The organism is Propioniciclava soli, assembly GCF_014858005.1.
Classification (GTDB): Bacteria; Actinomycetota; Actinomycetes; order Propionibacteriales; family Propionibacteriaceae; genus Propioniciclava; species Propioniciclava soli.
Genome location: NZ_JACYOT010000006.1, coordinates 343,641 through 367,111 on the forward strand (window position 1 = coordinate 343,641; position 23,471 = coordinate 367,111).

At 74.0% G+C, this 23,471-nt stretch carries 20 protein-coding genes; 17 read left to right on the forward strand and 3 right to left on the reverse strand.

From position 1 onward, the window contains the following. The first annotated feature begins 48 nt into the window (after positions 1-48). Both dinB and IFY26_RS08645 read left to right on the forward strand, forming a co-directional pair. Positions 49-1,221, forward strand: a complete 1,173-nt coding sequence (dinB, locus tag IFY26_RS08640) for a DNA polymerase IV (RefSeq protein WP_232548580.1) — start codon at positions 49-51, stop codon at positions 1,219-1,221. A gap of 81 nt (positions 1,222-1,302) precedes the next feature. Continuing rightward, a complete protein-coding gene (locus tag IFY26_RS08645) occupies positions 1,303-1,647 on the forward strand; it encodes a DUF3040 domain-containing protein (RefSeq protein WP_232548581.1) in 345 nt (114 codons plus the stop codon). A gap of 167 nt (positions 1,648-1,814) precedes the next feature. Here IFY26_RS08645 and IFY26_RS08650 read toward each other — a convergent pair whose 3' ends face one another. The 3 genes from IFY26_RS08650 to IFY26_RS08660 are packed head-to-tail and all read right to left on the reverse strand — an operon-like array spanning position 1,815 to position 6,127. Then, on the reverse strand, positions 1,815-3,920 hold the full coding sequence (locus IFY26_RS08650) for a transglutaminase TgpA family protein (protein ID WP_232548582.1): 2,106 nt from the start codon (positions 3,918-3,920) through the stop codon (positions 1,815-1,817). Further along, on the reverse strand, positions 3,920-5,146 hold the full coding sequence (locus IFY26_RS18170) for a DUF58 domain-containing protein (protein ID WP_232548583.1): 1,227 nt from the start codon (positions 5,144-5,146) through the stop codon (positions 3,920-3,922). The genes IFY26_RS08650 and IFY26_RS18170 overlap by 1 nt, the downstream gene beginning before the upstream one ends. Positions 5,147-5,152: 6 nt before the next feature. Further along, positions 5,153-6,127: an AAA family ATPase gene (locus IFY26_RS08660; RefSeq protein ID WP_416046564.1), complete on the reverse strand. Its 975-nt coding sequence runs from the start codon at positions 6,125-6,127 to the stop codon at positions 5,153-5,155. A 238-nt stretch (positions 6,128-6,365) separates the two neighbouring features. On the opposite strand from IFY26_RS08660, the gene mraZ reads away from it, so the two are divergent. The 15 genes from mraZ to IFY26_RS08735 all read left to right on the forward strand — a co-directional run bounded on the left by mraZ (position 6,366) and on the right by IFY26_RS08735 (position 23,338). Beyond that, positions 6,366-6,803 carry a division/cell wall cluster transcriptional repressor MraZ gene (gene mraZ / locus IFY26_RS08665; RefSeq protein WP_232548584.1) on the forward strand — a complete coding sequence of 146 codons (438 nt, stop codon included), beginning with the start codon at positions 6,366-6,368 and terminating at the stop codon, positions 6,801-6,803. A gap of 102 nt (positions 6,804-6,905) precedes the next feature. Then, the gene (gene rsmH, locus IFY26_RS08670) at positions 6,906-7,865 is read left to right on the forward strand and encodes a 16S rRNA (cytosine(1402)-N(4))-methyltransferase RsmH (protein WP_232548585.1); all 960 of its coding nucleotides are present in this window, start codon (positions 6,906-6,908) and stop codon (positions 7,863-7,865) included. Continuing rightward, a complete protein-coding gene (gene ftsL, locus IFY26_RS08675; RefSeq protein ID WP_232548586.1) occupies positions 7,862-8,515 on the forward strand; it encodes a cell division protein FtsL in 654 nt (217 codons plus the stop codon). The genes rsmH and ftsL overlap by 4 nt, the downstream gene beginning before the upstream one ends. Further along, entirely contained in the window at positions 8,512-10,365 is a 1,854-nt protein-coding gene (locus tag IFY26_RS08680; RefSeq protein WP_232548587.1) for a peptidoglycan D,D-transpeptidase FtsI family protein, read from the forward strand. Before ftsL ends, IFY26_RS08680 begins: the two co-directional genes overlap by 4 nt. Before the next feature lie 4 nt (positions 10,366-10,369). Further along, positions 10,370-11,854, forward strand: a complete 1,485-nt coding sequence (locus IFY26_RS08685; RefSeq protein ID WP_232548588.1) for a UDP-N-acetylmuramoyl-L-alanyl-D-glutamate--2,6-diaminopimelate ligase — start codon at positions 10,370-10,372, stop codon at positions 11,852-11,854. 4 nt (positions 11,855-11,858) lie between these two features. After that, a complete protein-coding gene (locus IFY26_RS08690) occupies positions 11,859-13,331 on the forward strand; it encodes a UDP-N-acetylmuramoyl-tripeptide--D-alanyl-D-alanine ligase (protein WP_232548589.1) in 1,473 nt (490 codons plus the stop codon). Then, positions 13,331-14,398, forward strand: a complete 1,068-nt coding sequence (gene mraY, locus IFY26_RS08695; RefSeq protein ID WP_269779311.1) for a phospho-N-acetylmuramoyl-pentapeptide-transferase — start codon at positions 13,331-13,333, stop codon at positions 14,396-14,398. Before IFY26_RS08690 ends, mraY begins: the two co-directional genes overlap by 1 nt. After that, positions 14,377-15,861 (forward strand): UDP-N-acetylmuramoyl-L-alanine--D-glutamate ligase, encoded by a 1,485-nt coding sequence (murD, locus tag IFY26_RS08700; protein WP_416046565.1) that lies wholly within the window; start codon positions 14,377-14,379, stop codon positions 15,859-15,861. Before mraY ends, murD begins: the two co-directional genes overlap by 22 nt. A 52-nt stretch (positions 15,862-15,913) precedes the next feature. Beyond that, entirely contained in the window at positions 15,914-17,197 is a 1,284-nt protein-coding gene (gene ftsW / locus IFY26_RS08705; RefSeq protein ID WP_232548592.1) for a putative lipid II flippase FtsW, read from the forward strand. 11 nt (positions 17,198-17,208) lie between these two features. Next, entirely contained in the window at positions 17,209-18,315 is a 1,107-nt protein-coding gene (gene murG, locus IFY26_RS08710) for an undecaprenyldiphospho-muramoylpentapeptide beta-N-acetylglucosaminyltransferase (RefSeq protein ID WP_232548593.1), read from the forward strand. Position 18,316: 1 nt separating this feature from the next. Continuing rightward, the gene (murC, locus tag IFY26_RS08715; RefSeq protein ID WP_232548594.1) at positions 18,317-19,735 is read left to right on the forward strand and encodes a UDP-N-acetylmuramate--L-alanine ligase; all 1,419 of its coding nucleotides are present in this window, start codon (positions 18,317-18,319) and stop codon (positions 19,733-19,735) included. Continuing rightward, positions 19,732-20,463 carry a cell division protein FtsQ/DivIB gene (locus IFY26_RS08720; RefSeq protein ID WP_232548595.1) on the forward strand — a complete coding sequence of 244 codons (732 nt, stop codon included), beginning with the start codon at positions 19,732-19,734 and terminating at the stop codon, positions 20,461-20,463. Before murC ends, IFY26_RS08720 begins: the two co-directional genes overlap by 4 nt. A gap of 195 nt (positions 20,464-20,658) precedes the next feature. Further along, entirely contained in the window at positions 20,659-21,933 is a 1,275-nt protein-coding gene (gene ftsZ / locus IFY26_RS08725) for a cell division protein FtsZ (protein ID WP_232548596.1), read from the forward strand. Positions 21,934-21,973: 40 nt separating this feature from the next. After that, positions 21,974-22,669 (forward strand): purine nucleoside phosphorylase YfiH/LACC1 family protein, encoded by a 696-nt coding sequence (locus IFY26_RS08730; RefSeq protein WP_232548597.1) that lies wholly within the window; start codon positions 21,974-21,976, stop codon positions 22,667-22,669. A gap of 126 nt (positions 22,670-22,795) precedes the next feature. Beyond that, on the forward strand, positions 22,796-23,338 hold the full coding sequence (locus tag IFY26_RS08735) for a cell division protein SepF (protein ID WP_232548598.1): 543 nt from the start codon (positions 22,796-22,798) through the stop codon (positions 23,336-23,338). Positions 23,339-23,471: the final 133 nt, after the last annotated feature.

The following is a 23,471-nucleotide window of genomic DNA, read 5'->3' on the forward strand; positions in this document are numbered from 1 at the left end:
CTACCATCGGATGGGTAAGTGTGTTCGAATCGTCGAGGAGGTCCGTCCGTGCCGGTCATCGCCCACGTCGACATGGACGCCTTCTACGTCGAGGTGGCCCTGCGCGAACGTCCCGAGCTGCGCGGGCGTCCGGTGTGGGTGGGCGGGGCCAGCCGCGGGGTGGTGTTGTCGGCGTCCTACGAGGCGCGGGCGTACGGGGTGGAGGGGGGCATGTCGTCCACGCGCGCGCGCCGGTTGTGCCCGGATGCGGTCGCGATCCGGCCCGACTACGACGCCTACGAGGAGGTCTCCGACGGGGTCTTCGCGATCTTCGCCTCGATCACGCCGACCGTCGAGAGGGTCAGCCTCGACGAGGCGTTCCTCGACCTGACGGGCACCGGCCGGCTGCTGGGGGGGCCGGTCGAGGTGGGCGAGCTGATCCGGGCGATGGTCGCCGACGAGCAGGGCGTGCCGTGTTCGGTGGGGATCGCGCCCACCAAGCTCATCGCGAAGATGGGCTCGAACGCGGCCAAGCCGAACGGGCTCGTGCAGGTGCAGCCGGGGGAGGTGGTGAGCTTCCTGCACCCCCAGCCGGTCGAGAAGATCTGGGGGGTGGGCCCGGCCATGACCGCGTCCCTGCACAAGCTCGGCCTCACCACGATCGGCCAGGTGGCGCACACGCCGAAGTCGACGCTGCAGCGCGCCCTCGGGGCGCGGGCCGGCGCCGAGCTGTGGGAGCTGGCCTGGGGCATCGACGGTCGCCGTGTGGTCGCCACCCCGGCCGACCGCAGCGTCGGCAACCAGGAGACCTTCGACCGTGACACCGACGACCCCGCCGTCATCGCCACCGAGCTGTTGCGGATCAGCGCGCGGGTGGCCTCCCGGATGCGTCGGGCGGGTCTGATGGGCAGGACGGTGACCCTCACGCTCCGTTTCGCGGATTTCCGCACGGTGCAGAAATCGCTGACCCTGGCGGCGCCCACCGACGGAACCGACGCCCTCCACGCGGCGGCGCTCCGGCTCTGGGCGGCCTTTCGGCTGGAGCGGCCGCGGATCCGGCGGGTCGGCGTCCGGGTCGAGGGTTTGGTCGAGGCGGGTCAGGTCGCCACCCAACCCGCTCTTGACGAGCCCGAACACGGCTGGCGCGATGCGGAACGGGCCGCGGACGCCGTCGTGGCGCGCTTCGGCCCGCACGCGCTGGTCCGGGCGGCGCTCACCGGCCCGAAACGCGGTTCCGTTTGACGCCGCCGAGGCCTACACTGGGCGTCACTGCGGAGCCCGCCACGGAGGTTCATCGCAGAGCCGACCAAGGAGGGAGGCGACATGGCACTGTCCGAGAAGGAGCAGCGGCTCCTCGAGCAACTCGAAGCAGCCCTCGCCGCGGAGGACCCCAAGTTCGCCAGCACGCTACGGGGTTCGTCCCACCGCACCCTGCACCGCCGCCGGGCCGCGCTCGCCGGTCTGGGCTTCCTCGCCGGCGTGGCCGCCCTCGTCGCGGGCATGCAGGTCGCCTGGTGGCTCAGCGTCCTGGGGTTCATCGTCATGTTCGTCTTCACCATCGTCGCGCTGAGCGCGTGGCGTCACGTCGACACCGGCGGCCGTCACGAGGGCATCCGGCCCGACAAGGCGTTCACCGACCGGCCGCAGCGCCCCGACGACCGCTTCTGATCCCCACCTGAATCACTCCCCCCACACAACCACAAGGGGCGGCCCCGGAGCGGGCCGCCCTTCGTTCGTCTCCGCGCCACCGCGCCGCCGCGCCGCCCACGTTCCCGCTCGCCATGTTCCCGCTCGCCATGCTCACGTTCCCTGTGTTTGCGCGGCGCGCGTCCTCATCAGGCGCCCCCGCTGCGACCGCCTCGTTGCCGGGCCAGGGCGGTGAGCACGAGCTGCACCTCCTCGGCCCACGATCCGGAGCCGTCATAGACGCCCGGCACGTCGAACAGCGCGCGTTCCGCGGCGACCGCCAGCCGCTCCAGGGCGGCGCTGGCGTCCGCATCACCCAGCCGATCCGCCAGGGCCGCCGCCGCGAACCGGGGTGACCCGGCCGGCCAGGGGAGCGCCGCGTCGGTGACGGACTCGCGCACCTCATCCCACGCGTCGAGGGTGTTGGTGCGGGCGTCGCCGGTGCCCGCGAGCCGTCGGCGGCGCCGCCGGACGCGCAGCGCCCGGGGCGCGGCCAGCGCCAGGGCAGCGATCGCGAGCACCAGCCCCAGCAGCCACCAGACTCCGACGTCCGCCCCGGCTCCCTGGCCCGGCACGGGCGCCGCGGTGGGCTGCGGCGTCGCCGCGGCCGTCGGGGTGGGCGTCGGCGTCGGAGCACCAGCGGGCGTGGGCACGGCGGTGGGCGTCGCGGACGGGCTGACGCTCGGATCGGGCACGTTCGAGCCGCCGCGCGCCGGGGTGGGTTCGAACGCCACCCACCCGTAGCCGTCCAGCCACAGTTCGGGCCAGGTGTGCAGGTCGCGCGCCGTCAACTCCCAGGCGCCGGTGTCCGGATCGTGCGTGCCGGGCACGAACCCGACCGCCAGCCGGCTGGGGATGCCGAGCTCCCGCGCGAGGATCGCCATGGCGCCCGCGAACTGCTCGCAGTACCCGCTGCGCGAGTGGAACAGGAAGTCCTCGATGGTGGCGATGCCGTCGCCCGAGCCGGTGTCCGCGGCCAGGGAGTAGGTGAACGCGTCGGAGGTCAGCCACCGCTGGATCGCCAGGGCCTGGGCGCCCGCCGTCCGGGTGCCTTCGGTGACCGTGAGGGCGAGCTCGCGCACGTCGTCCGACACGACGAGGGGAAGCTCGATCTGCTCCTGACGCCCGTCGTCCAGCGACGTCCCGGCCGTCGCGAGGAGCGCGTCGTCGGGCCGGACGTCGAGGCTGGTGACGGTGTAGCGCAGCCCCCGGGTCGCCGACGACCGGCCGGGCCCTTCCAGCGCCATCACGTCGAGGGTGTCGAGCGCGAACCCCCAGTCCCCCTCCGCGTCGAACGACAGGGGGGCGTACGGGGCCGGCAGCCACTCGCTGGCGAAGTCGCCGATCTGCACCTCGGTGACCCGACGCGTCCCCGTCCCGGGTTGCACGCCGGGGGGCGCGGGCAGGCGTCCGGTGGCGACGCGCACGTCCTGCAGCCCGAAGCCCTGCGCGGTGAAGCGGGGCAGCGTCGCGAGCTTCAGGTAGGCACCGGTCGGCTGGTCGGTGGTGTAGGTGACCACCACGTCGTCGGAGCCCTGGGCGAGGTTGCGTTTCAGGTCGAGCGACGGGTCGGACATCTGCAGCGGCGCGCGGGCGCGCGGGGCCTCCAGGTCGGGCAGGGCGTCCGCCACGGCCCAGGTGGCGACCAGGGCGCCGGCCGTCACCACGGCGGCGGACGCCGTCGCCGCCCCCCACTGCCCCGCGGGCAGGCCGTCGCCGGACGGCAGGGCAGCGAGCAGCACGACGACGAGCCCGACGGCGAAGAGGGCGAACTCGGAGAACAGCATCGCGGTTCCGAGGCCGACCGCGACGACGGCGTACAGCGCGAGCAGCGGCACGGCGACCCCGGCGGGTCGGTTCACCACGCACGCGATCCAGTCGGCGGCGAGCGCGATCAACGCCACGAGGGCGCAGAGCAGGAACATCACGCCCGCATGGGGGGGCAGCGGCGCCGAGCCCGTGGTGATCGCGGTGACGCCCCCGGTGGCGAGGCCGGCCACCCCCAGGGCGCGCGCGGCTCCGAACCGCAACGCCACGCCGAGCACCACCGTGGCCGCGACCACGGCGGTCTGGAGGGGCAGGGCGAGGGCCGGGGAGAGGCGCAGGGCGCGGGTCACCCAGCCGCTCACCCCGGTGACGGCGATGACGACGACGCCCCACAGCAGGGTCTCGGTGTCCCGGGTGATCTGCTGCCACGACCAGAGCTGGAGGGCCAGCGCGAGCCCGACGGCCAGGGGGAGGCGTACCGTCGGCATCAGCGCCTCGCCCCCGCCCCGGCGCGGTCCGGCAGCCAGGCCGCGGCGAGGTCCCCGTCGGGCGTGGTCGTGCGGACGTCCCAGTCGTGCCGCTCCAGGGCCGCACGGTGGTGGTCGAACTCGTTCCGGTGGGCCTCCGCGGGCGCGATCACGAGCGCGATGCGGGCGCATCGCGAGGCGGGCAGCCCGGCGAGCAGGTCGACACTCGACGCGTCCAGCCGGCCGAGCAGCGCGACGAGGACGCCGTCACCGCGGCGGTGGAGGGCCTCGGTGGCGGCGCGCAGGTCCTCCACGCCGGTCACGTCCACGTCCACCAGCGGCTCCAACCACCGCGCCGCCGCGACGGCGGGGTCGCTCCCGGCCTCGTGGACGTCCCCGGCCGCGTCCACCAGGCCGAGCGCGTAGGACTCCTCGAGCAGCCGCTCGCCGACGGAGGCGGCGGCGTCCACCAGCCACTCGAAGGTGGGCCGGGTGTCGCCCGCCGGGGCGTGGACGCCGGCGCGCGAGTCCAGCAACAGCCAGGCGGCGGGGTCCCAGGCCGCCTCCTCGCGGCGGACCATGAGCTCACCCGTGCGCGCGGTGGTGCGCCAGTCGATGCGGCGCACGTCGTCGCCGGGGTGGTAGTCCCGCACGGTGGCGTCGTCGGGCCCGATCTGTGCGCTCCGGGGCAGGGGCGTCTCGCCCGTCTCACCGATCACGCCGAGCCCGGCGTGCGGCAGGGGGTGGACGCGCGGCGTCACGACGACCTCGGTGGCGAGGCCGGCGGTGCGGGAGAACGTCCAGAACCCCAGGACGTCCCCGGTGCGCACCGTGAGCCGCGCGAGCGGGTGGCGCCCGCGTCGCCGGGGCTGGATCGGGTAGGCGGCGTGGGTCGTGGCGCCCTGGTGCCGGGCGTCCAGCCGGATCAGGTGGGGGGCGCCCAGGAGGGGCCCCGGGTCGTCCCAGGCGGTCGCGTCCACGCCGAAGCCCGGGCGGGTGGCGGTGAAGCGGAGGCGGACGCGCGCGGTGTCACCGACCGGGGTCACCACCGGTGACACGGAGCGCTCGACCCGGAAGCTCGGCCGCGTGACCAGCGAGCTCAGCAGCGCGACGAGCGGCAGGGCGATGAAGAAGACCGCGGGCCAGAGCAGGTCATCCTGCCCCGTCCCCCACGCAGCGCCGGCCACCGTGGCGCCCAGCACGAGGGAGCCGAGGGCGCGGGAGGTCGGCCGCGGGAGCGCACGCACGGGGCCTCAGGTGCGCCGGGGGGCGGGGATCGAACGGACGATCTCGGCGACCACCTGGGCGGCGGACCCCTCCGTCGCCTGTGCCCGGTAGTGCACCAGGACGCGGTGGCCGAGCACGGCGCCGGCGAGGGAGGAGACGTCCTCGGGGATCAGGAAGCCACGGCCCCGCATCGCTGCGCGGGCGCGTCCGGCCCGGAGCAGCTGCAGCGACGAGCGGGGGGAGGCGCCGAGGCGCAGGGCGGCGTGGGTGCGGGTGGCCGCGACCATGTCCACCACGTACGCCTTGAGGGCCGGATGGACGTAGACGCGGCGGACGACCTCGCGCGCCGCGAGCACCTCCGCCCCGTCGGTGACGGCGATGAGGTCGTCGAGCGGGTTGGCCGCGCCGTGGTGGTCGAGCATGGCCAGCTCGGCCTCGCGAGAGGGGTAGCCCATCGACACGCAGGCCATGAAGCGGTCGCGTTGCGCCTCCGGCAGGGGATAGGTGCCCTGCATCTCGATCGGGTTCTGGGTGGCGAACACCATGAACGGCTCGGGCAGGGCGTGGGTGGTGCCGTCCACCGAGACGTGGTGCTCCTCCATCGCCTCCAGCAGCGCCGACTGCGTCTTCGGCGAGGCGCGGTTGATCTCGTCGCCGATGACGACGTTGGCGAACACCCCGCCCGGCTTGAAATCGAACGCGCGGCTCTGGGGGTTGAACACCGCCACGCCGGTGATGTCGCCGGGCAGCAGGTCGGGGGTGAACTGGATGCGCCGCACCGAGCCGTCGATGGAGCAGGCCAACGCCCGCGCGAGCATGGTCTTGCCGACCCCGGGGACGTCCTCGATGAGCAGGTGCCCGCCGGCCAGCAGCACCACCAGGGCCATCTCGACGGTCTCCGGCTTGCCCTCGATCACGGCGCCCACGTTGGCGGTGAGCCGATCGGCCAGGGCGGCGGCCCCCGAGACGTCGACGGAGAGCGGGTTCGTCACGGCGCCCACCCTAGCGGGCGATCCTCGACCCGGCGGGGTCGACGATCACGGCCCTTCCCCGACTCCCTCCACATCCATCCACCTCTCCGCCCCGGGAGGGTCCTGAACCGATTCATCGCCCGCCCGTGGCGGCGATCGGGGAGGTGCGCGGACGTCGAGACCCGCGGGGGATTGAAAGAAGTGGAGGAATGTGGGTAAATGTGGAGGTAAGTGGAGGACTTGGGAAGGCCGAGGGGAAGGGGCGCCGATGTTCTTGGGCACCCACACCCCGAAGCTGGACGAGAAGGGCCGCTTCGTCCTCCCCGCACGATTCCGCGACGAACTGGCAGGAGGGCTGATCATCGCCAAGGGTCAGGAGCGCTGCCTGTCGATCTTCACGCCGGCGGAGTTCGCGCGGCAGGCGGAGGTCGCCCTGACGGGCTCCCCGACGGTCCGCGACATCCGGGACTTCCAGCGCACGTTCGCGGCGGGGGCGTCCGAGGAGACGCCGGACAAGCAGGGTCGCGTCACGGTGCCGCCGCTGCTGCGGGCCTATGCGGGGCTCGACAAGGACATCGCGGTCATCGGCGCGTTCAACCGCATCGAGCTCTGGGATCTCGGGGCCTGGCAGGCCTATGAGACCGCGCAGGACGAGAAGTTCAGCTCGCTGGACGCCGAGATCACGCAGGCGCCGGCCGGAGGGTGAGGCTTCGACCCGGGACGACTCCCTGACACCACTTCCCCGGTGGCAGGCGGTCGCTCCGGATCGAAACCCCGTTCCCCGGACGGAGGAGAAAGGAGCGAGACGATGCAGGCAGCGCACCAGGGCCACGTGCCCGTGATGCTCGACCGCATCGTCGCGCTGCTCGCCCCGGCGCTGGCCTCCGGCGGCACCTACGTCGACGGCACCCTCGGCCTGGCCGGTCACGCCGTGGCGGTGCTGGACGCCTGCCCGCAGGCCCGGCTCGTGGGCATCGACCGCGACCCGGACGCCCTCGAGGTCGCCGGTGAGCGGCTCGCCCGGTTCGGCGACCGCGTCACGCTGGTTCGCGCCGTCTACGACGAGCTTCCCGACGTGCTGGATGACCTCGGCACCCCTCGCGTCGAGGCGATCCTGGCCGACCTCGGGCTCAGCTCCCTGCAGATCGACCGCGCCGACCGCGGTTTCGCCTACGCGGTGGACGCCCCCCTCGACATGCGCATGGGGCAGGGCGAGGGGCTGAGTGCCGCCGACGTCGTCAACACCTACGACGCCGCCGCGCTCACCCGCATCCTGCGCACCTACGGCGAGGAGCGCTTCGCCGACCGCATCGCCCGCCGCATCGTCACCGCCCGGGCCGAGGAGCCCTTCACCACGAGCGCCCGCCTGGTACAGGTGCTGTCGGACGCCATCCCCGCTGCGGCGCGGGCGTCCGGGGGCCACCCCGCCAAGCGGACGTTCCAGGCCCTGCGCATCGAGGTGAACGGTGAACTGGACGCCCTCGCCGGCCTGCTGCCCGCGGCCCTGGCCGCCCTCGCGCCCGGCGGACGCCTCGCCGTCCTCGCCTACCACTCGCTGGAGGACCGGCTGGTGAAGCAGTCCTTTGCGCACGCCACCACGGACACCGCCCCGCGCGGCCTGCCCGTGGTGCCGCCCGAGCACCGGGCCAAGTTCCGGCAGCTCACCCGGGGTGCGGAGCGGCCCGATGCCGCCGAGTGCGCCACCAACCCGCGCGCAGCCTCCGCCCGGCTGCGGGCCACCGAACGTCTGAAGGAGGTGGCGGCATGACCGTCAACCCGACCCCGCGCGCGACCACCCGCCAGAGCCCCGCGGCGCAGGAGCCCCGGCTGCGCGGTCTGCCCACGCGCACGCCGCGCATGGCGTCGCTGCCGTTCGGGCTGTTCATGGTGGCCCTGTTCGCCGGCGGCGCGGTGGGGCTGTTGTTCTTCATCACGACGTTGCAGAACCAGTCGTTCGAGGTGCGGCAGGCGCAGCGCGAGGCCACCGAGCTGGGCTACCGCGTGAGCGACCTCGAGGCGCAGCTCTACGCGGCCCAGGCCCCCCGCGAGCTTGCGCGGCGCGCCACCGAGCTCGGCATGGTGCCCAACCCCTACGGCGTCTTCATCGACCTCGAGACGGGCACCGTCGTCGGTGAGGCCACCCCCGTGTCCGGCGGGGAGATCCCCAGCCTCCGCGTCCTGCCCCCGCCCCCGCCCGAGCCGGAGGTGCCGCTCGAGGCGGCCCCCGTCGAGGGCCAGGCAGCCGAGGGTCTGCCCGCGCCGGCCGTCAGCCCGGACGCGGACGCCGCCACCCAGGACGCCGCCACCCAGGACGCCGCAGCGGATGTCGCCGGGGACGGCGCGTCGCCGGACGCCGCCGCCGGGGGTGTCGGTGACACTGGTGGTGACCAGACCACCACCGGAGAGGCCCAGCCGTGACCCAGAGCCGTCCGACGCCGCGGCGGACGGCGCCCCGACCGGGCCGGGTGCCGCTGGCGTCCTCGGCCTTCCGGCTACGGACGATGGCGCTGCTCGTGGCCATCATGTTCTCGGTGGTGGGGGCGCGGGCCGTCCAGATCCAGGTGCTCAGCGCGAGCGCGATGGCGCAGGAGGCCGCGTCCAAGATGACGCGGACCCGCGATGTGCCGGCGCAGCGGGGCGAGATCACCGACCGCAACGGCAATGTGCTGGCCTTCACCGAGGACACCGTCAACGTGATCGCCGACCCCACGATGATCGCCACCAACGGCAAGGAGCCCGAGGCGATGCGGGAGAGCGACCGGGCGCGGGCGGCGGTGGCCCCCACCGAGATGGCGGCGATCATCGCCGCCCACACCGGGGGGGACGCGGCCGAGATCGAGGCCAAGCTGCGCCAGAGCACCACCACCAACGCCACCGGCGAGGAGGTGCCGCTGCGCTACACCCTGCTGGCCCGGCAGATCCCCTCGTCCACCTGGGTCGACCTGCTCGCGGAGCTGAACGCGGGTGACTACGTTGGCGTGTTCCGCGAGGCCAACCCCCGCCGGACGTACCCGATGGGCACGCTCGCGTCCAACGTCATCGGCTCGATGAGCGAGGGCAAGGGCCTGATGGGGCTGGAGTACGCCCGGCAGGACGCCTTGGCCGGGACGCCGGGCCGCGAGAGCTACGAGACCTCCCCGAACGGCCGCATCCCGCTCGGCAACCAGCAGCTGACGCCGGCGGTCGACGGCGACGACCTCCAGCTCACCCTCGACTCAGACCTGCAGTGGATGGTCGAGCAGCGGCTCGCGGCGCGCGTGGACGAGGTGGGCGGCAACTGGGGCGCAGCGCTCGTCATGGATGCGGAGTCCGGTGAGCTGCTGGCCCTGGCCAACTACCCCAGCTTCGACAGCAACAACCCCGGTGCTGCCAACAGCGCCGACACCGGCAACCGCGCCGTGGAGGCGACCTACGAGCCCGGTTCGGTGCAGAAGGTGTTGACGCTGGCGTCCCTGCTCGACGCGGGCCTGACGACGCCCGACACGGCCTATCACATCGGCAAGGACGTCCAGGTCGGCGATCACCACGTCACGGACGCCTTCCGCCACGACGACATCGACATCACCACGCGCGGGATCTTGGTGAAGTCGTCCAACGTGGGGGCCATCACCGCCGCCCGTTCCATGGATCCCGACGTGCTGCGCGACTACATGCTCAAGTTCGGGCTGGGGCAGCCGACCACGCTCGGCCTGCCCGGCGAGGCGTCCGGCAGCGTGCCGCCGGTCGGCATGCCGAGCTACCAGGCCGACTCGATGGCCTTCGGCTATGGCCTGTCGGTCAGCTCGGTGCAGATGGCGGCCGCCGTCGCCTCGCTGGCCAACGACGGCGTCTACACGGCACCCAGCATCATCGCCGGCACCACCGACACCCACGGCACCTACACCCCGGCTGCGGAGCCCGCGACGCACCGCGTCGTCTCCGAGCAGGCCGCCCGCGAGGTGGTCGCCATGATGGAGCAGCGCACCATCGCCAACGACGACCAGATCGGCATCCCCGGCTACCGGACGGGCGCCAAAACCGGGTCGGCCCGCATCTCCACCGGCGCCGGCTACTCCGGCCAGGTGGCGTCCATCATCGGCGTGGCGCCGGTCGAGGATCCGCAGATCGTCGTGTACGTGCTCATCGCCCGGCCCGACACCCAGGGCGCCGGCCTCGGCATGGCGGGGCCCGTCTACCGCGACATCATGTCCCTGGCGCTGCCGCGCTTCGGCGTCCGCCCGAGCGAGGACGTCCCCACCGAGCAGTTGCCGCTCATCGTGGGGGAGTGACGCGGTGACCGACCGTCCGACCGCACCGGCCGGCGTCCCGCTGGCCTCCCTGGTGCCCGGGGCCCCCGGCTCCGTGACCGGCGTCACGCTCGACTCACGCCGCGTGGCGCCCGGCGACCTCTACGTGGGGCTGCCCGGCCAACGCGCGCACGGGGCCGCCTTCGCCGCGGACGCCGCGCGCGCAGGCGCGGTCGCCCTGCTCACGGACGCCGCCGGCGCGGCCCTCGCCGCGGACGCCGGGCTCCCTCTCGTCGTCGTGGACGACCCCCGCGCCGCCATGGCGGGCCTGGCTGCCGACGTGCACGGCCGCCCAGCCGAACGCCTCGACTGTTTCGGGGTGACCGGCACCAACGGCAAGACCTCCACGGTCTTCCTGCTGGAGGCGGCCTGGGCGGCGTTGGGCCGGAGGGTGGCCACGGTGGGCACCATCGGCTTCCGCGTCGGCGGGGTGCCCGTCGAGGCCGCCCGCTCCACCATCACGACCCCGGAGTCGCCCGACCTGCAGGCCCTGCTGGCCCGGCTCGTCGCGGCCGGGGCCGACACCTTGGCCATGGAGGTCAGCAGCCATGCCCTGGCGCTGGCCCGGGTGGACGCGATCGACTTCGACGCCGTGGGCTTCACGATGCTGGGGCAGGATCACCTGGAGTTCCACCACACGATGGAGGAGTACTTCGCCGCGAAGGCGCAGCTCTTCACCACGGGCCGGGCGGCCCACGCCGTGGTCAACACCGCCGACGCCTGGGGCGCCCGGCTCGCCGAGCTGGTGCGCGCGGACGGCCGCGCCCGCCTGGTCACCACGCTCGGCGTGGACGCCGACCACCGCGTCCTGGCGGCCACGCCCGACGAGGCCGGCGGCTGGCGCGTCCGGTTGCGTCACCCGCAGGGCGAGACCGACTTCTCCTTGTCGATGCTCGGCGACTTCAACGTCGCCAACGCCGTGACCGCGCTGGCCCTGGTGGGTGCCGCGGGCGGCGATGTGGACGCCGCCGCGGCGGGGCTCGCCGACGCGCAGGTGCCGGGTCGCATGCAGCGCGTCGAGCTGGGCGTGGGGCGCCCCCACGTGGTGGTCGACTTCGCGCACACCCCGCAGGCGGTGGGTGCGGCACTGGCCGCGCTGCCCCGGACGGGCCGCCGGATCGCCGTGCTGGGCGCCGGGGGTGATCGGGATCCGAGCAAGCGCGGCCCCATGGGGGAGGCCGCGGCCCGTCACGCCGACCTCGTCGTGGTGACCGACGACAACCCCCGCAGCGAGCGGCCCGGCGCCATCCGCGCCGCGGTGCTTGCGGGCGCGAGGAGCGCCGCGGGGCCCGGCGTCGAGGTCGTCGACGGCGGTGACCGCCGCGCCGCGATCGCGATGGCGCTCGGACGGGCCCGCGCGGGAGACTGGGTGGCCGTGCTCGGCAAGGGGCACGAGCAGGGGCAGGAGATCGACGGGCGCACGAGCCCGTTCGACGACGTCGCGGTGGTCCGCGAGGTCGGAGGGGACTGAGGGCATGGAACCGATGACGGTGGGGGCGCTGGCGGAGGCGGTCGGCGGGCAGGTGGCGCCGGGCGTCGATCCGACGCGTCGCGTCGGCCCGGGGGTGGTCATCGACTCACGCGCGGTGCACCCCGGCGCCCTGTTCGTGGCGCTGCCGGGGGAGCGCGTCGACGGCCACGACTTCGTCGCCACGGCGGCGGACGCCGGCGCCGCGGCCGCGCTCGTCACCCGGCCCGTGGCGGTCGACGTGCCGCAGGTCGTCGTGCCCGACACGGTGGCCGCCCTGGCCGCGCTGGCGACCGACGTGGTCGGGCGCGCCACCGCGTCCGGGCTGGTCGTGGTGGGCATCACGGGCAGCTCGGGCAAGACCTCCACCAAGGACTTGGTGGCGGCCGTCCTGGAGGCGGCCGGGCCCACGGTGGCGCCGCCCGGCTCGTTCAACAACGAGATCGGTGCGCCGTTGACGGCCTGCCGCGTGGATGCCGCCACCCGCTACCTGGTCGCCGAGATGGGGGCCCGGGGGCTCGGGCACATCGCCTGGCTGTGCCGCGTCACGCCGCCGGCCGTCGGGGCCGTGCTCAACGTCGGGCACGCCCACTTGGGCGAGTTCGGCTCGATCGAACAGATCGCGCTCGCCAAGGGTGAGCTGGTGGAGGCGCTGCCCCCCACCGGGTGGGCCGTCCTCAACGCCGACGACCCCCGCGTCATCGCGATGGCGCTGCGCACCTCGGCGCGCGTCGCGGCCTTCTCCACGCGGCACGACCCGGCCGAGACCGGGGCCGACCTGCGGGTGTGGGCCTCGGACGTCGCTGCCGACGACCTGCAGCGCCACCGCGTCACGCTCCACGCCGCCGGCGCCGGTCGCGAGCCGGCCAGCGCGCCCGTCGCGCTGCGCGTCCTCGGCGAGCACCAGGTCTCCAACGCCGTCGCCGCCGCCGCGGTCGGGGTGTCCGCGGGTTTGGGGCTGGACGCCGTCGCCGACGCCCTCAGCCACGCCACGGCGCGCTCGCGCTGGCGCATGGAGCTGGCCGAGCGCCCCGACGGCCTCGCCATCCTCAACGACGCCTACAACGCGAACCCCGACTCGATGTCGGCCGCCCTCGTCGCCGTGGCGCGCCTGCGGCGTCCCGGGGGCCGCGTCGTGGCCGCGCTCGGCGACATGCTGGAGCTCGGCCCGGACGCCGCCGCCGCCCACCGCGAGGCGGGCGCGCTCGCGGCCACGCTGGAGGTCGACGAGCTGGTCGCCATCGGGGAGTTCGGGCCCGACCTGGTGGCCGGATTCGCGCCCTCGGGGCGTCCGGCTCGCTATTTTGGGTCCGTCGAGGAGCTGGTCGCGCACCTGCGGGGTGCGCTCGGGGCGTCCGACGTGGTGCTCGTCAAGGCCTCGCGCGGGCTGGCCCTCGAGCGGGTGGCGGACGCGTTGGTCGCCGACGCGCCGGCGCGGGGAGCCCTGGTCGAGCGAGCGGAAGGAGCACGGCAGTGGTGATGGTGTTGACCGCGGGCGTGCTGGGTCTGCTCGGCACGCTGATCGGGACGCGGGTGGCGATCGGGCTGCTCGTGCGCAAGGGGTACGGCCAGTACGTCCGCGACGACGGGCCGGTGGAGCACCTCAAGAAGAAGGGCACGCCCACCATGGGCGGCATCGCGATCATCATCGCGGTGCTGCTGGCCTACGCGCTCGCCCACCTCCTCTTCTGGCGCCCGCCCACGGCGTCCGGCCTGCTGTTGCTGGGGCTGTTCGCCGGCATGGGCTTCGTCGGCTTCCTCGACGACTGGATCAAGATCTCCCGGGCGCGCAGCCTGGGCCTCGACAGCAAGGGCAAGCTGGTGCTGCAGGGGCTCATCGGCGTCGCGTTCGCCTACCTGGTGTTCCAGTTCCCCGACGAGCGCGGCGTCACCCCGGCCAGCCCCGCCGTGTCGTTCCTGCGCGACATCGGCTGGCTGCAGCTGCCGGTGTGGCTGGCGATGATCTGGATCATCTTCATCATCGCCGCCCTGAGCAACGGGGTGAACCTCTCCGACGGCCTCGACGGCCTGGCCACCGGGCTGTGCATGATGGTGTTCGCCGCCTACGCGCTGGTGAACATCTGGCAGTACAACCAGTGGTGCTCCCAGATCATGACCGCTGGGCCGCAGTGCTACCAGGTGCGCGACCCCATCGACCTGGCGGCGATCTCGTTCGCGCTCGCCGGCGCGTGCTTCGGCTTCCTGTGGTGGAACACCTCGCCGGCCAAGATCTTCATGGGCGACTCCGGCTCGCTGGCGCTGGGCGCGGCGGTGGCCGGCCTGGCGATCATGACGCGCACCGAGCTGCTCGTCGTCATCCTCGGCGGCATGTTCGTCATCATCACGCTCTCGGTGGTGCTGCAGGTGGGCTACTTCAAGCTCACCGGCGGCAAGCGGCTGTTCAAGATGGCCCCGCTGCACCACCACTTCGAGATGAAGGGGTGGGCCGAGCAGACCGTCGTCGTCCGGTTCTGGATCATCTGCGGCATCTTCATCGCCGCCGGTCTCGGCGTGTTCTACACCGAGTGGGTGGCGGGTCTGCCGTGAGTACCCTCACCTGGCTGGCGGACGCAGACCGTCTCTCCCCCTGGCGCGAGGCCACCGTCGTGGTGGCCGGGCTCGGCACGTCCGGGTTCGCGGCGGCGGACGGCCTCATGGCGCTCGGCGCGGGCCGCATCATCGTGCTCGACGAGTCGCCCTCGGACGCCAACGCCGAGAAGGCCGACCTGCTCCGCCGCCTCGACGTCGAGGTGACGCTCGGCCCGGGCGCCACCGCGACCCTGCCCGAGGGCGTCCACCTCGTCGTCACCTCGCCCGGCTGGCGCCCCACGGCGCCGCTGCTCGCGCAGGCCGCCGCCCGCGGCGTCCCGGTGTGGGGCGAGGTGGAGCTGGCGTGGCGCATGATGCAGCCCGACCGCGTCGTGCCGTGGCTCGGCGTGACCGGCACCAACGGCAAGACCACCACCACCGCCATGCTGGAGTCGATGCTCTCGGCCGCCGGCCTGCGGACGTCGGCGGTGGGCAACTACGGGCGCCCCATCATCGAGGCGCTGCTGGACGAGATCGACTACGACGTGCTCGCCGTGGAGCTCTCCAGCTTCCAGCTCCACTGGTCGGAGTCGCTGGCGTTGCACTCGGCCGCGGTGCTCAACCTCCAGCCCGACCACCTGGAGTGGTACGCCCACGAGGCCGACCCGCTGGCGGCCTACGCGGCCGACAAGGCCAAGATCTACTCCCGGGTCACCCACGCCTGCGTCTACAACGTGGCCGACCCCATGACCGAGCAGATGGTGGCGGACGCCGACGTGACCGAGGGTGCCCGGGCCATCGGTTTCCGGCTCGAGGTGCCGGCCGTCTCGATGCTGGGCGTGGTCGACGACCTGCTCGTCGACCGGGCGTTCGTCGCGCAGCGCCGCGACTCGGCGATGCCGCTGGCCCACCTGTCCGACGTGCGGCCCTACGCCCCCCACAACGTCGAGAACGCCCTGGCCGCGGCCGCCCTGGCCCGCAGCTTCGGCGTGCCGCCGCAGGCGGTGGCCCAGGGGTTGACCGACCTGCACCTCGGCGACCACCGCATCCAGACCGTCGGCGAGGTCGACGGGGTGACGTGGGTGGACGACTCGAAGGCGACCAACCCGCACGCGGCGGCGTCCTCGATGCGCGCGTTCGACGCGATCGTGTGGGTCGCCGGCGGGCAGGCGAAGGGCACGACCTTCGACGAACTAGTGGCCACCTACGGGGCCAAGCTCCGCGGCGCGGTGCTGCTCGGGGTGGACCGCGGGGTGATCGCCGACGCGCTGGCTCGACACGCGCCGGAAGTCCCGGTCATCGTCATCGACTCGGGGGAGACTGGGGCGATGGACGAGGCCGTGCGGGCAGCCGCCGGGCTGGCCCGACCGGGCGATGTCGTCCTGCTGGCGCCGGGGTGCGCGAGCAAGGACATGTGGCCCGGGTACGACGCTCGCGGGCGGGACTTCACCGCCGCGGTGGGTCGTCTTCGGCACGCGTGACGAGACGGGCCGTCACGAAACGGGCAAGGACGAGAACGAAGGGGGACGGGGCGTGGCGATCCTGACACCGGGCAAGCCACCGCGGGCCACCTCCCGATCGCGGTCGGACGCCCGCACGCGGTTCTCCGACCGGGCGTCGGCCTGGCTGAACCACCCGATGGCCGACATCGTGCTCGTCCTCACCGCCTCGGGGCTGCTGCTCGCGCTCGGCTCGATCATGGTGTGGTCGGCGTCCACCGTGTTCAGCTACACCCAGTTCAGCGATGCGTTCTACTTCATGCGGCGGCACCTCGTGTTCCTCGGCGTCGCGTTGGTGGCGGGGTGGGTCACCTCACGCATCCCGGTCGACCGGCTGCGGGGGCTCGGCTGGCTCGTGTTCAGCGTGGCCGGGCTGCTGCTGGCCCTCACCTTCACCCCGCTCGGCTACGGCGTCGGCGGGAACAACAACTGGCTCAACCTGGGCGGCGCCAACTCGATGCTGCGCGTGCAACCCGCCGAGTTCGCCAAGCTGGCGATCGTCGTGTGGGGCTCGGCGGTGCTGGCCAACAAGCGCCGCCTGCTCGACCAGCCCAAGCACCTGCTGGTGCCCTTCCTGCCGTTCTCGCTGCTGTTGATCGGGCTGGTGGTGCTGCAGCACGACCTGGGCACGGCGATCCTGCTCGGTGGCCTCGTCGTGGCGGTGCTCTGGTGCGTGGGGGCGCCCCTGCGGGTGCTGGGGACCCTGGCGGTGCTCATCGCCGGCGCTCTCGGCACGCTGGTCTTGGCCAACCGGTCGCGCGTCGACCGCATCCTCGGATTCCTGAACCCCGGATCCGACCTGACGGGCATCAACCACCAGCCGATGCAGGCCCTGTACGGCCTGGCCACCGGCGGGTGGTGGGGGGTCGGGCTGGGCTCGAGCCGGCAGAAGTGGGGCAGCCTCGCCGAGGCCCACACCGACTACGTGCTCGCCATCATCGGCGAGGAGCTCGGGCTGGTGGGCACCCTGGTGGTGCTCCTGCTGTTCGTGATCCTCGGCTACGCCGGCGTCCGGATCGCGCTGCGCAGCTCGACCTTCTTCGGACGGCTCGTCGCCGCCGGCGTGACGAGTTGGATCATGATGCAGGCCCTGGTCAACGTCATGGTGGTGCTCGGCCTGCTGCCGGTGCTGGGCGTGCCGCTCCCGCTCGTCTCCTACGGCGGTTCGGCGTTGCTGGCCAACGTCATGGCGCTCGGCGTCCTCGTCGCCTGCGCGCGTGACGAGCCGGACGCCAAGGCGTGGCTGAAGCGCCGCGCCACGCTTCGATCCAAGGCCCCGAAGCGCCGTTTCTCCGCGGTGTTGCCGGGCCGGTCCTGAGAGGAAACACCGTGACGGGCACCGTCTCCCTCGTGCTGGCCGGCGGCGGCACCGCCGGGCACACGTCCCCCCTCATCGCCACCGCCGAGCGCCTGCGCGAGGCGGACGCCGGCGTCCGGCTCACGGTGGTGGGCACCCCGAAGGGGCTCGAGTCGCGGGTGATTCCCGCCGCCGGGCTGGAGCTGCGGATGATTCCGCCCGTGCCGCTGCCGCGCAAGCCCACCCCCGAGCTGCTGGCGGTGCCCGGCCGGTTGTGGGGCGCCGTGCGGCAGGCCCGCGCGATTCTCGATGACGTGGCCGCGGACGCCGTGGTCGGCTTCGGCGGCTATGTGTCGCTGCCGGTCTACCTGGCGGCGGCGCTGCGCCGGACGCCCGTGGTGATCCACGAGCAGAACGCGGTGCCGGGCCTCGCCAACAAGGTGGCCGCCCGCTTCGCAGCGATCACGGCCGTGTCGTTCCCGGGTACGCCGCTGCCGGGGGCGCGCCACGTCGGCCTGCCGGTGCGCGCCGCCATCACCGAGCTCGACCGGGCGTCGGCGCGGGCTGAGGCCCGGACGTCGCTGGGGTTCACCGGTGACCGGCCGCTGCTGCTGGTCAGCGGCGGCTCCCAGGGCGCGGTGGCGATCAACACCGCGGTGACGGGTGCGCGCGAGCGGCTGCTCGCCGCGGGCGTGGACGTCCTCCACGTGCTGGGCCCCAAGAACATCACCGACGCCCACACCGCGGTCACCGACCCCGGCACCGGTGCCACCTACCGGCCCGTCGGCTACGTGGACGCCATGGAGACGGCCTACGCCGCGGCCGACCTGATGGTGGGCCGCTCCGGGGCCGGCACCGTCGTCGAGACCGCGACGGTCGGCCTGCCCGTGGTGTTCGTCCCGCTCCCGCACGGCAACGGCGAGCAGGCCCGCAACGCCACGTTCCTGGTGGAGGGCGGGGCTGGGGTGCTCGTGCCCAACGCCGAGTTCGACGCCGACCGGCTGCTGGCCGAGGTCTTGCCCATCCTCACCGACCCGGCCCGGTTGGCCGCGATGGCGGACGCCTGCCGCGGGCTCGTGCCCGCCGACGCGGCGTCCGACCTGGCCCGCCTGGTGCTCGACGTGGCGCGGGGGCGCTGACATGCCGCTGCTGCGCCCCGTACCGCTCACCCCCGCCGCGCAGGTGGGGCCCGTCCACTTCATCGCGATCGGCGGCGCCGGCATGAGCGGCATCGCCGCGGCCTACCACGCGCTCGGCGTGCCGGTCTCGGGCTCCGACCGCGACGACAGCCCCACGCTGCGCCACCTGGCCGACCTGGGCGTCCGCACCTTCGTCGGCCACGACGCCGCCCAGCTGGGGGATGCGTCGACCGTCGTGGCGAGCTCCGCCATCCGGCCCGGGAACCCCGAGCTGGCCGAGGCCCACCGGCGTGGGCTGCGGGTGTGGCACCGTTCGGCGGCCCTCGGGGCCCTGATGCTGGGCCGCCGTGGCGTCGCCGTCACCGGCACGCACGGCAAGACGACCACCGCGGGCATGGTCGCGACGATGCTCGTCGGGGTGGGCGCCGACCCCGGCTACGTCATCGGCTCCCCACTCGCGGCCACGGGGGAGAGCGCGGCGCTCGGCACGGGGGAGGCCTTCGTGGTCGAGGCCGACGAGTCCGACGGTTCCTTCCTGCAGTACCCCGCCGAGATCGTGGTCGTCACCAACATCGAGGCCGACCACCTGGACAACTGGGGCACCCCGGAGCGCTACGTCGCCGGCTTCGCCGAGATGGCCGGCGCCGAGGGCGTCCGCACGGTCGTGCTGTCGGCCGACGACCCCCACACCCCCGCGCTCGCTGCCGAGCTGGCCGCGGCGGGCACGGCGGTGGTGCGGGTGGGTGAGGCGGCGGACGCCGACGTCCGCCTCGTCGACGTCACGCTCACCCCGGACGCCACCGGCGCGCGTCTGGTGGCAGCTGGCGACGACGGTGCGCTCGCGCTCGCCGTGCCCGGGCGCCACAACCTCCACAACGCGGCGGCCGCCTACGCCGTGGGCCGCGCGCTCGGCCACGACGGCGCGGCGCTGCGCGCGGCGCTGGGCTCGTTCGCGGGCACGCAGCGCCGGTTCGAGTACAAGGGCACGAGCCACGGCGTGGTGGTCTACGACGACTACGCCCACCACCCCACCGAGGTCGCCGCGGCCCTGGCGGCGGCCAGGGCCCGGGTGGTGCCGGGCGGCAGGCTGGTGGCGGCGTTCCAGCCGCACCTGTTCAGCCGCACGCGGGACTTCGCCGACGCGTTCGTCGACGCGCTCGCGGCCGCCGACGTGGTGGTGGTGTGCGCCATCTACCCCGCGCGCGAGGACGCCGCCGACTTCCCGGGCGTCACCGCGGCGTTGCTCACCGAGCCGTTGGCGCGGGCCGGCCGGGCGCCGGTGGCGGCCGCCGGGCTCGTCGAGGCGGCGGACGCCCTCGCCCCGGCCCTGCGGCCCGGTGACCTCGTCGTGACCCTCGGCGCCGGCGACGTCACCACCCTCGGCCCGCTGCTGTTGGCCCGGCTGGGGGAGCGGCCATGACGCGCGTCACCGAACCACTCGTGGACGTCACCGGTGCGCGCCGGCGCCGGGCTCGCGCCCGGCTGCTGCGGCGGGTCCGGATCGCCGGGGTGCTGGTGGCCCTCGTGGCGCTGGTCGGCGGGGCCGCCTGGCTCATGGGGTGGTCGTCGGTGTTCTCCGCCGACGAGGTCGCCACCGAGGGTCTGGTCGTCCTCACCCACGACGAGGTGGTCGCCGCGGCGCAGGTGCCGCTCGGCCAGCCGCTCGCCCGGATCGAGACCGACGAGATCGCCGAGCGCGTCCGGGAGCTGCCCCCGGTCGCGGACGTGCGCGTCGGCGTCCGGTTCCCGCATACGGTGACCGTCGCCGTGACCGAGCGCGAGCCTGTCATCGCGCTGGAGATCGGCCGCAACTACGTGTCGGTCGACGCCGAGGGCGTCCCGTTCCACAGCGGCACGGAGCGGCCTGACGGCGTCCTGCTGGCCCGGGGGTCTGCCATCAACGACACCGAGCTGCTCGCGGGCCTCGCCACGGTCGCGGCCAGCCTGCCGCCCCCGGTGCGCGATCTGGTGGACGTGATCGGCGCGGACACGCTGGACTCGATCACGCTGACCCTCACCGACGGCCGGCGCATCGTGTGGGGCGGGCCGGAGGATTCGGAGCTCAAGGGCCGCGTCGTGCAGCCGCTGCTGGGGGTGTCCGGACGCGTCCTGGACGTGTCCGCGCCCAGCCACCCGACCAGCCGCTGACGGAGGCGCCGACGGCCGCCACCGGGAACTCTCAACCCCGGGTTGAGGGGCGCGCCGAGGGCGTCGGGCGTGATGGACTCGCCTTGTTCGTCCTCACTAACCTGTGAGCAGTCCACTCGCCTCGACGCCTTCCCTGCGCCCAGCCGAGCCCGGGTGGGCAGACCCGGAACAACGAGCGAGGAACGAGCAGACCCCGTGGTGAGTGCATCTCAGAACTACCTGGCAGTGATCAAGGTCGTGGGCGTGGGCGGGGGTGGCGTCAACGCCGTCAACCGCATGATCGAGTCCGGCCTGCGGGGTGTGGAGTTCATCGCGGTGAACACCGACGCCCAGGCCCTCCTGATGAGCGACGCGGACGTCAAGCTCGACATCGGCCGCGAACTCACCCGCGGCCTCGGCGCGGGCGCCGACCCCGACAAGGGCCGCCAAGCTGCCGACGACCACGCGGACGAGATCGAAGAGGTGCTCAAGGGCGCCGACATGGTGTTCGTCACCGCCGGTGAGGGCGGCGGCACCGGCACCGGCGCCGCCCCGGTCGTCGCCCGGATCTCCCGCTCGCTGGGCGCGCTGACGATCGGTGTGGTGACGCGCCCCTTCGGTTTCGAGGGCAAGCGCCGCGCGAACCAGGCCGAGAGCGGCATCACGAACCTGCGCGACGAGGTCGACACCCTCATCGTCATCCCCAACGACAAGCTGCTCGAGATGACCGATCACCAGGTCGCCATCCTCGACGCCTTCAAGCAGGCCGACCAGGTGCTGATGCAGGGTGTCTCCGGCATCACGGACCTCATCACCACCCCGGGCCTGATCAACCTCGACTTCGCCGACGTCAAGGCGGTCATGAGCAACGCAGGCTCGGCCCTCATGGGCATCGGCTCGGCCCGCGGTGAGGACCGCGCCCGCGCTGCCGCCGAGATGGCCGTCTCGAGCCCGCTGCTCGAGGCGTCGATCGACGGTGCCCACGGTGTGCTGCTCGCGATCGCCGGTGGCTCCGACCTCGGTCTGTTCGAGGTGTCTGCGGCCGCCAACCTCATCGAGGAGTCGGCGCACGAGGACGCCAACATCATCTTCGGCACGGTCATCGACGACTCCCTCGGCGACGAGGTGCGCGTGACGGTCATCGCGGCCGGCTTCGACGGCGGCCAGCCGCCGCGCCGCCAGCCCGGGGTGACCCGGCAGCCCGACCTGCGCCAGCAGCAGCGTTCGGGCCAGCGCCCGCAGGGTGGCCAGGGCGCTCCGAGCCAGGGCGCGCCGAACCAGGGTGCCCCGAGCCAGGGCGGCGGCCAGGGCCAGGGCTTCGGCTCCGCCCAGGGCGGCCAGTCAGGAGTGGGCCAGTCGGGTGCCGGCGGGCAGGCGGGCCAGCCCGGGGGCGTCCCGCAGGCCGCGCAGCCGACGCCGCAGCAGCGGCCCGCACCGCGGCGTCCCGAGCCGGCCGACGATGAGCTGGACGTCCCGGACTTCCTGAAGTGACTCAGCTCTTGGTGACCCGCACCTTCTCTGCTCTGCGGTGATGTTCCACCACCACAGCGACCCCGGCGCCGACGGTGTCGGGGTCGCGTTCACCTCGGCGGAGCTCGACCTGGGCGACCGGCAGACCGGCGCGGCGCGCGCGGATGCCTTCGCGCGTCTCTCGCAGTCGCTCGGGGTGCCGGTGGCCATCGTCGGTCAGGTGCACGGCGCGGCGGTCGCCGACGCCGACCAGGCGCCCCTGGTGGCGTCCGGGTTGGTGGACCTCGGGGTCGAGGCGGACGCCGTGCTCACGAGCCGGCGGGGCCTGGCCGTCGCCGTCCGCGTCGCCGACTGCGTGCCCATCCTGCTGGCCGCCGCCGACGGCGGGGCGGTCGCCGCCGTGCACGCCGGGCGCGCCGGGCTGCTCGCCGGGGTGATCGGCGCCGCGGTGGCCCGCCTGCGTGAGCGGAGCGCGGCGCCGCTGCGGGCCTGGATCGGCCCGCACATCTGCGGCGCCTGCTACGAGGTGCCGCCCGAGCTGGCCGCGGACGCCGCCGCCCGCCTCGGCGTGCCGGTGCCCCGCACCCGGTGGGGCACGACTGGGATCGACCTCGGGGCTGCCGCGGCGCGCCAGCTCGCCGAGGCCGGCGCCGCCGTGACCGTCGTGCCCGGCTGCACGCTGACCACCCCGACGCTGCACAGCCACCGGCGCGACCCGGGGGCGGGGCGCCAGGTGGGGCTCATCTGGCGTGGCTGAGGCCCGGGTGCGGCTGAGCCTGGGGGCGGGTGAGTCACGGGTGCCTGGCGGCGCGCCCGGCGTGCCACGAGGCGGCGCGCCGCCCACCCGCTAAGGTTTTCGTGACCACGATCCCGGAGGTGTCCCATGGCGGATGGATTCAAGAAGGCTGCCGTCTGGCTCGGCCTGATGTCCGATTCCCCGTATCCCGATGACGAGCGCGACGACGCCGAACGCACCGCTGCGGTCGCCTACGACCCCGATGCCGATCGCGATCGCGATCCGTCCCGCGACGGAAGTGGCGAGTACGACCAGCGCGTCGAGCGTGACCACCGTGCGGTGGAGCCCGTGCGCGAGGGCAGCGTGACCGCGCTCGAGACGCGGCGCCCCGCCCCCGTCAAGGCGCGCGCCGATCTCAGCCGCATCGTCACGGTGCATCCGCGCACCTACAACGAGGCCCGCACGATCGGCGAGCACTTCCGCGACGGCACGCCCGTGATCATGAACCTCTCCGACATGGAGGACGCTGACGCCAAGCGTCTCGTCGACTTCGCCGCCGGCCTGATCTTCGGCCTGCGGGGCAGCATCGAGCGGATCACGAGCAAGGTCTTCCTGCTCTCCCCGGCCGATGTCGAGGTGGCCGCGGAGGACAAGGAGCGCATCGCCGGGGGTTTCTTCAACCAGAGCTGAGCGCTCACTCTCCCCCTGACCGGCCGGCCCCCGCCCGGTCAGCCCGGGCCGCCCCGCGCACATTTCCCCACCACGGTGATCTGTTGGTGCGGCCCGGTTCTTCTGCACTACCCTGATTCCGCCGGAGCGGAGC